This is a genomic window from Archaeoglobus fulgidus DSM 4304, from assembly GCF_000008665.1.
GTDB lineage: Archaea > Halobacteriota > Archaeoglobi > Archaeoglobales > Archaeoglobaceae > Archaeoglobus > Archaeoglobus fulgidus.
Window position 1 is genome coordinate 856609 of sequence record NC_000917.1, and the last position, 12275, is coordinate 868883.

A 12275-nucleotide genomic window follows, 5' to 3' on the forward strand; every position below is an offset into this window, starting at 1 on the left:
ATACCTTTGTCGTTATACCTTCGTCCCTGCCTTGAGGAGGTCCTCAGCTATCAGCCTCACCGTATCCTCAAGAATTCCGTCCTCGTATATGTCGTCCCCCTCAAGCACAGCCTTTATCATTCTCCCAACTCTGCTGTCAAAGTCAATCTCCACCTTCTGGCTCCCGTAGTAGTACTTCAGAATTACCTTTTTCAGAACTACAGCGTCTTCTCTGAGCTCCGAATCCGATTCAATGACCTTATCCAGGCAGTGCATGAAGTTAATGGACTGAAAACCGAAATTTCTGTAGGCCATGAAGCCCAAACAGGCCGCCTCCATGTAGTGCTTGGCGGAGTCTTCCCCCTTTTCCTCGGCCCTTCTCGCCTTGAAGTAAGCTATCTTAGCCTTTAAATCGATTGGAAGCTCTCCAAAGCTCTCAAGACGCTCCATAACTCTCCTCAGCTCATCCTCGTCCAGATAGGGCAGGAGGTTCTGCAAAACGGCCGCAATTCCCAGGTCCTCTCCAACCCGCTCTAAAGCGTCTAAAGCCATCTTCAAAAGCATTGCAGCTTCTCTCTTCCTTCCTCCCCTCTGATAAACCACCGCCAGGTTGTTAAGCAGAGTCCCCAGCAACCTTGCATCTCCCTTCACCTTCGCCATCTCGAAGGCCTCAACCAAGCACCTTTCAGCGTGCTCCTTCATGTCCAGCTTTGCATACATCGTTCCGAGAGCGGTCAGAATAGCGAGCCTCTGATCGTTTCTCACGTCACCCAGAACCTTCAACGCGTCCGTGTAGGCCTTCTCCGCCTCAGCGAACTTCCGGGAAACCTGATAGAGGTTGCCGAGATTGTACAGGCATCCGACAACGTAGGGCAGGAAACCCTCATCCTCCTCGGAGAGCTTCAGATAAACGTTCAAGGCCTCAAGGTATGCCTCCTCAGCCTCCTTCAGCCTGTGGAGAGCGTAGTAGATATTGCCCAGCGTTCCGAGAACCTTTCCCTTCTCGTGACCCTCAAGGTCGTCAGAAATGCTCTTTCCAAGCTCTGCAAGCAGCTCAAGCTCTGTCAAGTCTTTTGCATTGTTAAAAGCCTCAACAAACTCATCAGCGTTCATCCTTCTTCCCCTTCTTGAATATCTTCTCAATTTCCATATCCATATACCTTCTCTTGTGCTCGCTTCCCAGAGCCTTCCGGTAATCGGCCCTCAACTGCTGGGAAGCAAGCTTTTCAAGGAGCTTTTCCTTCTCTTCATCATCCATGTCAAAGCTCTCTATGAAGTTCATTTAAACCTTCTGGAAGGCCAAAGTTTTTTTACCCACTCGTTATTTGCTAATCCGTGCAAGTCAAAATCCTTGATACAACACTCAGGGATGGAGAGCAAACACCCGGCGTTTCGCTGAGCGTGGAGCAGAAGGTGATGATAGCCGAGGCCTTGGACAACCTCGGAGTTGACATCATCGAAGCCGGAACTGCCATAGCCTCTGAGGGAGACTTTCAGGCAATAAAGGAAATCTCGCAGAGAGGTCTGAATGCGGAGATATGCAGCTTTGCGAGAATCAAAAGGGAAGACATAGATGCCGCTGCCGATGCCGGGGCCGAATCAATCTTCATGGTTGCCCCTTCATCCGACATACACATCAACGCCAAGTTTCCGGGAAAGGACAGGGACTACGTCATCGAAAAGAGCGTTGAGGCCATTGAGTATGCCAAGGAAAGAGGTCTGATAGTCGAGTTTGGAGCTGAAGACGCTTCAAGGGCGGATTTGGACTTTGTAATTCAGCTTTTCAAGAGGGCAGAGGAGGCTAAGGCTGACAGAATTACCTTTGCCGACACCGTAGGAGTTCTTTCCCCCGAAAAGATGGAGGAGATAGTAAGGAAAATCAAGGCCAAAGTTAAGCTGCCGCTCGCAATCCACTGCCACGACGATTTTGGTCTCGCTACTGCGAACACAATCTTCGGAATAAAGGCCGGAGCCGAGGAGTTTCACGGAACCATTAATGGTCTGGGGGAGAGAGCGGGTAATGCAGCAATAGAGGAGGTCGTTATTGCCCTTGAGTACCTCTACGGAATCAAGACGAAAATCAAAAAGGAGAGGCTGTACAACACCTCAAAACTCGTCGAAAAGCTTTCAAGAGTTGTCGTCCCTCCAAACAAGCCGATTGTGGGCGACAACGCCTTCACGCACGAAAGCGGAATACACACCTCGGCCCTTTTCCGGGATGCAAAGTCCTACGAGCCAATATCTCCCGAAGTTGTCGGAAGAAAGAGGGTCATCGTTCTTGGAAAGCACGCAGGCAGGGCTAGCGTGGAGGCAATAATGAACGAGCTTGGATACAAGGCAACGCCGGAGCAGATGAAGGAAATCCTCGCAAGGATCAAGGAGATTGGAGACAAGGGCAAGAGGGTTACGGACGCAGACGTCAGAACGATAATCGAGACGGTTCTGCAGATAAAGAGGGAAAAGAAGGTCAAGCTCGAAGACCTAGCAATCTTCAGCGGTAAAAACGTCATGCCGATGGCAAGCGTGAAGCTCAAAATCGACGGTCAGGAAAGGATAGAGGCCGCTGTTGGCCTTGGACCTGTTGACGCGGCAATAAACGCCATAAGAAGGGCCATAAAGGAGTTTGCCGACATAAAGCTCGTGAGCTACCACGTTGACGCAATAACCGGCGGAACTGATGCCCTTGTTGACGTGGTCGTGCAGCTGAAGAAGGACAACAAAATCGTGACAGCAAGGGGTGCGAGAACGGATATAATCATGGCTTCAGTTGAGGCATTCATTGAAGGCATTAATATGCTCTTTTAATAATTTATTACATGAACATTTCCTTAACAAGCTTCTCCGCTCCATCACCCTCCCCGAAGTAAATGGCTTTTCCACCAACAAGAACGCAGGTTTTCTCCGACATAGGAAAGACCTCGTTTATTTCGTCGTGAGTAACAACCACCACCCCGCTCTTCTTTGAAGCTTCGTGAATTAGCTCAACAACTCTCCCCCTGACCTCCCTGAAGAGACCCTGAAAGGGCTCGTCAAGAAGAAGGTATTTCGGATTGGAGATGAAAGCCCTCGCCAGCACCACCATCTGCCTCTCCCCACCGCTGAGCTTTCCAGCCCTCTTATTCGCCAGCGGCCTAAGCTCTGGAAAGAGCTCAAAGGCCCTCTCAACATCCCCAGCAATGGCGAGGTTCTCCTCAACTGTAAGCTTCTTCGCCACCCTCAGCCTCTCAGGGGCCAAAGTTAAACCAAGCCTGAACCTCTCAGATGGTTTCAGCGCAGTCACATCTTCCCCATCAAGAAAAACCCTTCCCTCATGCTCCACCACCCCCATCATCGCCTTCAGCAGTGTGGACTTGCCGCTTCCGTTGGGGCCGAGAACAAGCATGATCTCTCTCCTCTCAACCCAACAGGTGACCTTTTTTAAAATCTCCCTCCCGTTAAGCTTTACACTGATATTCTCAGCCTTCAGCAAGCTTTCCACCCCTCATCTCGTAGCTTTTGTCAGCTAAATCCCTTAAAAGCTTCATTCTGTGGGCGGTAATCAACGCTGGAACCCCCTCTTTCTTAATCTTCCTGAGAATCCTCCTGACTCTCCTCGCATTCTCCACATCAAGCCCCGAAAAGGGCTCATCGAGGAGCAAAAGCTTTGGCTGCATCGCTAAAGCCCTCCCGATTTCCAGCAACCTAAGCTCCCCCTGAGATAGCTTCCCCGCCCTCTCCTCCTTTAAAGCATCGAGCCCGACAAACTCGCAAATCTCCTCCGCCCTCTCCATTGCCTCTCTGTATCTCTTTGAGAGCAGAAGAGGTGTAGCAATGTTCTCCACAACGCTCAAATTCTTGAAGGGCCTTGAAATCTGAAAAACCATTGATATTCCCATTCTGGCAATTTTCTCCGCCTTCATCGCCGTTATGTCCTCTCCCTCAAAAATTATCCTCCCGCAGGTGGGCTTTTCAAGTCCGGCTATGATTTTCAGAAGTGTGGACTTACCGCTACCATTTGGCCCGAAAATTCCAACAAATCCCTCTACCTCAAGATTTATTCCCCTCAACACCACATTTCCGTTGTAAACCTTTGAGAGGTCAATCACTCTGAGCATTCCACCACCTGCTCAGCTTTGGGGAGAGAATGAGCACCGCAGCGTAAAGCAAGAGATGGGCTTCAGGCAGCACTCCCGAAAAGGCCCTTGAAACCACCACAACAACGTAGCTACCAACTACAGGCGAAATCAGCCTTTTTCCTGCAATTAGAGTTGCTATGTAGGGAAGCAGAGCAACCTCCATCGAGAAAATTTCAGGCGAGGCATGGCCGAAGTAAAGCAGGTAGCAAACCCCAGCCAGAGTTGCCAATATCACGGAAATCAGAAAGCTCACAGCCCTGATTTTCAAAACGTCAATTCCCACCGCCCTCGCAGCGACCTCATCATCCCTAACAGCCTCGATTTTAAGGCCGAGAGCCGACCTCTTTACTGCCATCAGGAAAAAAACCGTAAGAGTCAAAAGAAGGGAGGCGAGGAGGTAGGAGTTAAGGAGGCCAATTGATGTAAAGCCAAAACCCTCCTCACCACCAACCATTTCCCCATTTTTCTCAACTACGATGTAGTGGGAGAGGTACCAGAAAATGACTGCCGTGAAAAAGGTTGCAAAGGGAAAGTTCTCTCTGCCGAGTCTACTCAAGCCAAGAAAGATGAGGAGAGAGGCAACGACTGAGAGTAAAATCAGGAAGGGATTTATGGCAAGGCAGTAGGCTGCGAGGCCAAAGGGGATTGAGTGAGAAAGACTGACCCAGCCTGCCCTTCTCTCCATGAAGTACCATGAAAGCGATAGGGTGGAGTAAATCATCGCCAAAGCTGCAACCGATACTGCAAAGCTGCTCTGAAAGGTTGCTGGCAGAAGAATCAGAAGGGCGAGGAGCAGCAATTCTGCCTTCAGGGCAACCACCCCACCAGAATTGAGTAGGCGAGGGCGATGGGGAAGGTTGCTGCGTACTTCCTGAAGGTGTTGCCCGCTGCTGCTGCAAGTGACGCTACAATTACTGCAACAACCATAACGCTCCAGCCCATCGCCGGATGAAGGATGTGGGTGGGGGAAAGCAAAGCACCATTCAGGCAGACCAAAGCCGACGAAAGAGATACAGCAATAAGCCTTATTCTTTCCGTCCTGACTCCGTAAATCTCCGCCAACTCCCAGTCCTCCTCCATGAACTTCAGCTCAAGCCCTCTTCTTGAATTCAGTATCAGGCCAAAAACCACGAGAAGAGAAGATAAAACAGCAGCATTCAGGATTTCGTGGATTTCCAGAGTCTCCCCATAAAATTCTAAGTAGCTCGCCTCCACAATCTGATAGTAGGCACTTCTGAATAGAATTCTGAGTAGCTCCTCAATGGCAATGGCAAATCCCAGAGATACCACGGTAGCCTCGCCCACAGACAACCTTTCAGTTAACTTCGAAAGTATGGCACCAACCAGAAATCCTGCCAGAAGTGATGCAAGCACAGATAGCTCCTCAACTGCAAGGTAGAGGTAAGCTCCCAGCGTAAAGAGGGATGCAAAGGTGAGGTTCAGCATTCTGCCGAGCTTGTAGTTCAGGATTACTGCAGAGGCGAAAAAGGATAAAAAAATTGCTGTAAAAACTGCTGAAATCATTCCGGCCACACTACTTGTGAGGTGGCAAATTCGGGCGGATAAACAACTTCCACTTTGCCGTTAACGAACTCTCCAATCGTTCCCTTCAGCTCCTCGCTTCCCCAGAGCGCCTGATGGTTTTCGTTAAACCTGTAAATCCCAGCAGCTCCCTTAAAGCTTCCTGATTCAAGCGTTTCGATAAGCTTCTCCTTTCCACCCTTTTCGAAGGCCTGCGAGAGAATCATTATGGAGTCGTAGGTGAGCAGCCCTGCGTAGTTGTTGGCATCTTCCCCAAACTTTGCTTTGTAGTCGGCAAAGTACTTGGCAGTTAAATCGGTTTTCTCCGTCTCTTCAAGCGCAGCGGCCTGAAAGGCAGTGTAGCCAGCATTGAGCTTTTTCAGAGTTGCGGGCAAAGCGAGGGCACCTCCAACAGAGTAAATTATGCCTTTACCCCCATTCGCCCTGTACTCCTTCAGGAAGTTAATTGAAACTCCTCCGGGGTCACCAAGGATTATTGCATCCCTCTCGCCAGCCCTTTCAGCAATCTGCTTCGCAACATTCTTGTAGTCATCAGGCGAGACGCTTGGAGACTTGTAGTAAACCTCCAGCTCAGGCTCTCCATACAGCTCATTGATTTTTGCGAGCATTCCCTGATTGAAGGTTTTCAGCGGGTCGTAGCCGACGAAGTAGTATTTATCTGGCTTCGATAAGCTGAGAAACTCAGCAGCCAGAACACCCCAGTATGTGGTGTTGTAAGCAGTTCTGAAAACGTACCTGTTCCCCTCTGTAACCTTCTTCTCTATCACACCCGTCGATGCCACGCTAACCAGATAAACAACCTTGTTTTCCCCAGCAGCATCGGCAACAACCATTGCCTGCGGGCTTGAGTATGCCCCAACAACAGCATCAACCTTCTGTGAGACTAAATACTCAAAGGCAGTTTTCGCCTTTTCTGGAGAGTCGCCGCAGTCGGCAAAAACAAGCTCGACATTACCGGCATGCTCAGCAGCAAGCTCAGCAGCATTCTTCATCGCAACTCCGGCGGAGGAATAAAGGCCAGTTTCGGGGATGAGAACTCCAACCTTTATTTTCTCCTCAGGTTGGGGCTGGGTAGGTTGAGCGGGTTGTGTGCAACCAAGGATAAACACAGTCAATAAAATAAGGGAAAATACAACTCTAAAATCTTTCACTCCCTCTCCCTCCTGAAGTCAGCTTTCCTTTTCTCCACGAAGGCCTTTATCCCCTCTTCCGCATCGGGAGATGAGAAGGAGAGGGCGAAGAGGTCCCTCTCATACATTATACCATCTCTCAGCCCCATCTTGAAGCCCCTGTTCACGGCCTGCTTAACCAGCATTACTGCGTAGGGAGACTTGCTCTTGATGACCTCTGCCATCTTTTTTGCTTCATCCATCAACTTATCGTGCTCCACAACCTTATTTACCAAGCCGAGCCTGTAGGCTTCCTCTGCGGAGATTCTCTCTCCCGTGAGGCAGAGCTCCATGGCCTTCTTCCAGCCCACTATCCTGGCAAGCCTCTGCGTTCCTCCCGCTCCGGGAATGATGCCGAGGTTAATTTCAGGCTGACCGAAGCTCGCCCTCTCGCTTGCTATTATAATATCACACGCCATCGCAATCTCACAGCCCCCACCAAGGGCAAAGCCGTTTATGGCTGCTATCACCGGCACCTCCAAATCCTCCATCTCCTCAAGAACTTTGCCGAGCTCCTCAATTGTGCTTCTCGCAACAAAATGGGAGGATTCAGAGAACATCTTTATGTCCGCTCCAGCACAGAAGGCCTTCCCCTCTCCAGTGAGGACGATAACTCTCACAGTCTTGTTGTTCCTCGCATAATCAACGACTTCTCTCAGCCCTTTAACGAAGTCCTTGTTTATAGCGTTGAGCGCTTCGGGACGGTTGAACTTCACCCACAGAACTCCGTCTTCCTCTCTGTATTCAACTGCAGCCATAATTTCACGTCCTGTAGCTCTTCGGCATGCCGAGGATGTGCTCCGCTATGAAGTTCAGCGCCATCTGCTGCGTCACTGGAGCGAGGCGAATCAGATTGATTTCTCTCCACCACCTCTCCACGTCGTACTCTTTAGCGTAGCCGTAGCCGCCGAAGGTCTGCATTGCCCAGTAAACCGCCTTAATGCCAGCCTCAACAGCCACAGCTTTAGCCATGTTGGCAGCAGCCCCAACTTCTCTGTAGTGTGCCCCCTGATCAAAGAGAGTTGCTGCCTTGAAGTTCATCAGTTCCGCACATTCGAGGGTAGCGTAAGCCTCAGCTAAGGGGAACTGCAGGCCCTGATAGCTCCCGATGGGGTCTGCAAAAACCTTGCGCTGCTTTGAATACTCAACAGCCTTGCTTATTGCCAATCTGCTGATGCCGATGGCAGCAGTTGTGAAGCTCATTCTTTCAGGGTTGAGTGTGTCGAGCAGGTGATACCACCCGCCATCGAGGGGCGGGATGAGGGCGTTTTCAGGCAGTCTCAAATTGTTGAAGCTCACCTCGCAGGTCTTTGAGTAGTTTATCCCGTGCTTTGGAATTGGGTTAACCTTAACTGCATCGTTGGGAAGATCAGCAAGGAAAAGGCTTATGCCGTGAGTTTTCTTCTCAGCCTTCTCCCTCGGCGTCGTTCTGGCGATGATGAGCATTCCCTTCGCCCTGTCCGCCCCGCTGATGAAAATCTTGTTTCCGTTTATAACCCACTCGTCACCATCCTTCACGGCAGTGGTTCTTATTGCCAAAGTGTTTGTGCCCGCATCAGGCTCCGTTAAGGCCATGCAGAACTCCATCTCCCCCTTGGCAATCTTCGGCAAATACTTCTCTTTGTGCTCCTCAGTTCCGTGTCTGACGATGGTAAGGGCACCAAAAACCTCCGTCAGAACCATGTACCAGACTCCAGCCATCCCGCAGCCGTTGGCAGCGAGCTCTTCCATTGCAATGAGCAGCTCTGTCATCCCGTAGCCGCCACCACCGTATTCCTCTGGAATAACAATGCCCATGAAGCCCGCATCGCTTATCGCCTTGAAAAACTCCTCCGCAAACTCACCATTCTCCTCCTTCTCCCTCCAGTACTCGGGCGGAAAGTCCTTTGCAATGTCTCTCGCAGCGTTTGCAATCATTCTCTGCTCTTCGCTAAGCTCAAAATTCATAAAATCACCTCAAAAAATTAAAGGGGCTTGAAGTAGAGGATGTCGGTGATTTTGCCCTCTCTTTCCTCCTTTGGCTTCAGAACGGGCTTTACCTTCATCCCCACCTCAACCTGCTCTGGCTCCACCTCGCCGAGTAGGTGGATGAGACAACCATCAGTGCCGTCAATGTCAATTACAGCGTAAATCTCGGGCTTCTCAAGCGGGTTCTCGTAGGCGTCGAGCCTTGCAACGGTGAAGGCTCTCACACATCCCTCCCCACTAACCTCCACAAACTCAGTATCGCTGAAGTCCTTCTCGCAGTAGATGCGGGGCGGGAAGTAAACCTTTCCGCACTTTTTGCACTTCGCTGCAATAAACTTCTCCTCATCCTTCAGTTTCTTGAAGAACTCGTCTCCCGCTTTGCCGCTTGTGTAAATCCAGTAAAGCTCTATTTTACCATCCCAGTGCCTCAACTCCTTGGGATTAACAATCTTCTCTATCATCTTCACCCCTCCAACGGCTTCCAGTACTTAATGTCTGTAATCGCTCCCTCCCTCTCCTCTTCGCTCTTCCACACTGCTTTGACCTTCATTCCGATGTAAACGTCCTCAGGCTTCACTTCATCGAGAATGTGCATGATTCCCATGTGCGGTGAGGCTCCATCTATGGAAATCACTGCAACAATAACCGGCTCAGGCAGTGGCCTCGCATCGGGGTCGATGTAGGATATAGAGAAGGTCTCAACCGTCCCCGTATCTTTAAGCTCAACCCATCCGTCGATGGGCTTGTAGCAGAGCTCACAGAACATTCTGGGTGGAACCATAACTCTACCGCACTTGTTGCACTTCACACCCAAAATTTTGCCCTCCTTCAGGCCGTTAAGAAACTTGCTTATCGCCTGTCCTGCAGTCCACGAGTAGCGGATGTCAGGGTGGTCCTCAACGTAGGTAACCCTCTTTTCCTTGATATCCGCATCGCTTAGCGGTGTGCCTTCAGCATAGGGAGGGCACTCAATATCCTTTTTGCCTACAGCCATCCTATCACCTCTTGTTAGACATAACCATAACAGTTCCAACCTGCATCAGGTCTCCCCATGCCTGACATACTCCTGTTGTGACTTCCTTCGCCACCTGTCTCTTTCCAGCCCTGTAGGCGAGCTGCCAGTAGATTTCGCACGCCTTAACACCCATTGTAGCTGCAATTGGATTTCCAACACCAAGCAGACCTCCTGACGGGCAGGTGGGCAAGTCACCGTCTCTCTGCGTAACTCCTTCCCTTGTCAGAATTGGAGCCTCACCTTTCTTCGCCAATCCCAATCCCTCCATGTGGTGCAGCTCCTTGTAGTCGAAGGGGTCGTAGGGTTCAGCAACGTCAATCTCCTTTCTTGGGTCAGTGATGTGGGCCATCCTGTAAGCCATCTTCGCAGCCTCAGCCACATAGCGCGGGAAGTAGAGGTCTCTGTTGGTCCACCAGGTCGTGTCGAGGGCCCAGCCAACTCCCGTCACCCAGACTGGGTTGTCGGTTAGCTGCCTCGCAATGTGCGGGGCGACCATTATCAGCGCTGCAGCTCCGTCTGATGGCGGTGAGACGTCGAGCCTTCTCACGGGCAATGCCATCGGCTCGCTGTTGAGAACATCCTCAACAGTAATCTTTTCCGCCACCTGAGCACACGGATGATCCAAAGCATTTGCCTTGTTCTTGACAGAAACCAAAGCGATATCCTCGTGCTTTATGTTGTGGACGTGCATGTATCGGCGCATTTCGAGTGCGAAAATCCATATCAGGTTGGGGTTAAGCGGGCGGTCGAGGATGGGGTCCCAGATGTACTTGAAAGCCGACTGGGGATGGGGATGGACTGAAGACATCTTCTCCTCGCAAACGACAAGGCAGACATCAGCTAAACCGCTTGCAACGTGCCAGTAGCCAGCGATTGGGGCAAAGACTCCAGTTCCACCACCGACGAAAACTCTCATGTAAGGGCGGTTACTCCCACCAGAGCCGTCGAGCAGGTACTCTCCCTTCATGTGGAAGCCATCGAAGGCGTCTGGTGCAGAGCCCATCACCACCATCTCAATGTCGTCAATCGTAAGGCCAGCCTCCTCTAAAGCCTGCTTTACAGCAAGGTAGCTCAGCTCTCTTCCCGTTTCATTGAGCCTCCTCTTGAAGGTGGTCATTCCCGCTCCTACAATGGCCACATCCTGCTTCTTGTGAAACTTCAAACCGCTTATCCTCTCAACTTCCATAACCACCACCTTACACACCAAAAACTGCTACAGCACCGCTGTGCGTCGGCAGGTAGCGCCATGCCTGAGCCACTCCAACCTCCACATCGCTAAGCTGCCTCTTGCCCGCTTCACCGCGAAGCTGCAGAACCACCTCTAAAGCTTTCTGCCCTCCTGTGCACTCCAGCAGATTGCCAACTCCCAGACTTCCTCCAGAAACGTTTACCGGCTTGGCACCATCCCTGTCGAAGTAGCCCTCAGCCATAAGCCTTGCAACGTCGAATTTGCCAGCAAGCTGCAATGCTTCGATGTGCTGCATCTCCTTGAAGGCAAACCTGTCGTCAACCTCAGCAAAGTCCACCTCCTTGGCGGGATTGGCTATTCCCGCCATCTTGTAGGCCATCTTTGCTGCCTTGTAGGCATACATTGCAGAGAAGCTCGCAGTATCGTAGCCGTAGGTTTCGCTCCACCATCCAATTCCCTTAACCCAGACTGGGTTGTCTGTCAGCTTCCTCGCCACCTCATCGCTTGCAAGGACAAAGACAACACAGCCGTCAGCAAGAGGAGCTATTTCCATCTTTTTCATGGGGTCAAAGAGCTTAGGGCTCGCCATGACGTCGTCAAGAGTTACGTTTGCAGCGTAAGGGGCTGCAGGATTGAGCAGGGCGTTGTTCTTGTTCTTCACTACAACCCTTGCCACGTCTTCCTCGCTGAGACACCTCTCAGCCATGTACTGGAACATTTCGAGAGCAGCGAGGTAATATGGATGGGCATTTCCAACGTTCCTCAGCCATATCGGGTCCATCGCAAACTTAACAACATTGCCAAATGTCTGAATGTCACTCGCCTTGCTGTGGGCTTCAACAACTGCGATGTCCGCCAGCCCACTGTTTATGTGCATGTATGCCGTCGCAACGCCATAGAGGAAGTCTGCCGTTACGGTGCACGTCGGCTTCACCACCGCTCCGAGCTGGTCCGGGACGAACTCGTCGAAAATGGCAAAGCCCTCGTATATGTCCTCAGCACACGTTACAAAGCTGTCCACATCCCTGCGCGGATTTATGCCAGCATCGGTGTAGGCTCTGACCGCAGCCTCGTACATAATTTCTTTCCAGCTCAGGTCGGGCGTGGTGGAGTTGAAACCCGCATAACCAACTCCCACAACAGCTACCATTCCATCACCAATTATTCTTTGCATTTCGTTAATACTTAAATTTTACGTAATGTGCCGATTTAAAAATAGATAATCCGCCTGTACCGAATTTGTTCCAATTAATACTTGATATATTCAATTTTTACGCGTTTAGATTTTTCATTTGCTC

The 12275-nt window shown here is 50.8% G+C and carries 14 protein-coding genes; 1 reads left to right on the top strand and 13 read right to left on the bottom strand.

Features of this window, described 5'->3' with window-relative positions:
- Positions 1–12: 12 nt before the first annotated feature.
- The gene (locus tag AF_RS04835) at positions 13–1092 is read right to left on the bottom strand and encodes a tetratricopeptide repeat protein (protein ID WP_010878455.1); all 1080 of its coding nucleotides are present in this window, start codon (positions 1090–1092) and stop codon (positions 13–15) included.
- Entirely contained in the window at positions 1082–1261 is a 180-nt protein-coding gene (locus AF_RS04840; RefSeq protein WP_010878456.1) for a hypothetical protein, read from the bottom strand. The genes AF_RS04835 and AF_RS04840 overlap by 11 nt, the downstream gene beginning before the upstream one ends.
- A gap of 53 nt (positions 1262–1314) precedes the next feature.
- On the opposite strand from AF_RS04840, the gene AF_RS04845 reads away from it, so the two are divergent.
- Positions 1315–2784: a 2-isopropylmalate synthase gene (locus AF_RS04845; protein WP_010878457.1), complete on the top strand. Its 1470-nt coding sequence runs from the start codon at positions 1315–1317 to the stop codon at positions 2782–2784.
- Between the two features lie 7 nt (positions 2785–2791).
- Here the strand turns inward: AF_RS04845 and AF_RS04850 are convergent, their stop codons facing one another.
- Genes AF_RS04850 through AF_RS04900 form a run of 11 tightly spaced genes read right to left on the bottom strand, consistent with a single transcriptional unit; the run spans position 2792 to position 12127 of the window.
- On the bottom strand, positions 2792–3457 hold the full coding sequence (locus AF_RS04850) for an ABC transporter ATP-binding protein (protein ID WP_010878458.1): 666 nt from the start codon (positions 3455–3457) through the stop codon (positions 2792–2794).
- A complete protein-coding gene (locus AF_RS04855; RefSeq protein WP_010878459.1) occupies positions 3435–4073 on the bottom strand; it encodes an ATP-binding cassette domain-containing protein in 639 nt (212 codons plus the stop codon). The genes AF_RS04850 and AF_RS04855 overlap by 23 nt, the downstream gene beginning before the upstream one ends.
- The gene (locus AF_RS04860) at positions 4057–4914 is read right to left on the bottom strand and encodes an ABC transporter permease subunit (RefSeq protein ID WP_010878460.1); all 858 of its coding nucleotides are present in this window, start codon (positions 4912–4914) and stop codon (positions 4057–4059) included. Before AF_RS04860 ends, AF_RS04855 begins: the two co-directional genes overlap by 17 nt.
- A complete protein-coding gene (locus AF_RS04865) occupies positions 4902–5618 on the bottom strand; it encodes a branched-chain amino acid ABC transporter permease (RefSeq protein ID WP_048064311.1) in 717 nt (238 codons plus the stop codon). The genes AF_RS04860 and AF_RS04865 overlap by 13 nt, the downstream gene beginning before the upstream one ends.
- Positions 5615–6745: an ABC transporter substrate-binding protein gene (locus tag AF_RS04870; protein WP_231487676.1), complete on the bottom strand. Its 1131-nt coding sequence runs from the start codon at positions 6743–6745 to the stop codon at positions 5615–5617. The genes AF_RS04865 and AF_RS04870 overlap by 4 nt, the downstream gene beginning before the upstream one ends.
- 38 nt (positions 6746–6783) lie before the next feature.
- Positions 6784–7563 carry an enoyl-CoA hydratase/isomerase family protein gene (locus tag AF_RS04875; protein ID WP_010878463.1) on the bottom strand — a complete coding sequence of 260 codons (780 nt, stop codon included), beginning with the start codon at positions 7561–7563 and terminating at the stop codon, positions 6784–6786.
- Between the two features lie 4 nt (positions 7564–7567).
- On the bottom strand, positions 7568–8752 hold the full coding sequence (locus tag AF_RS04880) for an acyl-CoA dehydrogenase family protein (protein WP_010878464.1): 1185 nt from the start codon (positions 8750–8752) through the stop codon (positions 7568–7570).
- 17 nt (positions 8753–8769) lie between these two features.
- Entirely contained in the window at positions 8770–9234 is a 465-nt protein-coding gene (locus tag AF_RS04885; RefSeq protein WP_010878465.1) for a Zn-ribbon domain-containing OB-fold protein, read from the bottom strand.
- A 2-nt stretch (positions 9235–9236) separates the two neighbouring features.
- Entirely contained in the window at positions 9237–9767 is a 531-nt protein-coding gene (locus AF_RS04890) for a Zn-ribbon domain-containing OB-fold protein (protein ID WP_010878466.1), read from the bottom strand.
- Positions 9768–9771: 4 nt separating this feature from the next.
- Positions 9772–10974 (bottom strand): thiolase domain-containing protein, encoded by a 1203-nt coding sequence (locus AF_RS04895; protein ID WP_010878467.1) that lies wholly within the window; start codon positions 10972–10974, stop codon positions 9772–9774.
- 10 nt (positions 10975–10984) lie between these two features.
- The gene (locus AF_RS04900; RefSeq protein ID WP_048064660.1) at positions 10985–12127 is read right to left on the bottom strand and encodes a thiolase domain-containing protein; all 1143 of its coding nucleotides are present in this window, start codon (positions 12125–12127) and stop codon (positions 10985–10987) included.
- Positions 12128–12275: the final 148 nt, after the last annotated feature.

What these genes read in the sequence shown, in the direction of transcription:
- AF_RS04835 (WP_010878455.1), bottom strand. Translation starts at nt 1,092, where the DNA reads ATGAACGCTGATGAGTTTGTTGAGGCTTTTAACAATGCAAAAGACTTG.
- AF_RS04840 (WP_010878456.1), bottom strand. Translation starts at nt 1,261, where the DNA reads ATGAACTTCATAGAGAGCTTTGACATGGATGATGAAGAGAAGGAAAAG.
- AF_RS04855 (WP_010878459.1), bottom strand. Translation starts at nt 4,073, where the DNA reads ATGCTCAGAGTGATTGACCTCTCAAAGGTTTACAACGGAAATGTGGTG.
- AF_RS04865 (WP_048064311.1), bottom strand. Translation starts at nt 5,618, where the DNA reads ATGATTTCAGCAGTTTTTACAGCAATTTTTTTATCCTTTTTCGCCTCT.
- AF_RS04875 (WP_010878463.1), bottom strand. Translation starts at nt 7,563, where the DNA reads ATGGCTGCAGTTGAATACAGAGAGGAAGACGGAGTTCTGTGGGTGAAG.
- AF_RS04880 (WP_010878464.1), bottom strand. Translation starts at nt 8,752, where the DNA reads ATGAATTTTGAGCTTAGCGAAGAGCAGAGAATGATTGCAAACGCTGCG.
- AF_RS04885 (WP_010878465.1), bottom strand. Translation starts at nt 9,234, where the DNA reads ATGATAGAGAAGATTGTTAATCCCAAGGAGTTGAGGCACTGGGATGGT.
- AF_RS04890 (WP_010878466.1), bottom strand. Translation starts at nt 9,767, where the DNA reads ATGGCTGTAGGCAAAAAGGATATTGAGTGCCCTCCCTATGCTGAAGGC.
- AF_RS04895 (WP_010878467.1), bottom strand. Translation starts at nt 10,974, where the DNA reads ATGGAAGTTGAGAGGATAAGCGGTTTGAAGTTTCACAAGAAGCAGGAT.
- AF_RS04900 (WP_048064660.1), bottom strand. Translation starts at nt 12,127, where the DNA reads ATGGTAGCTGTTGTGGGAGTTGGTTATGCGGGTTTCAACTCCACCACG.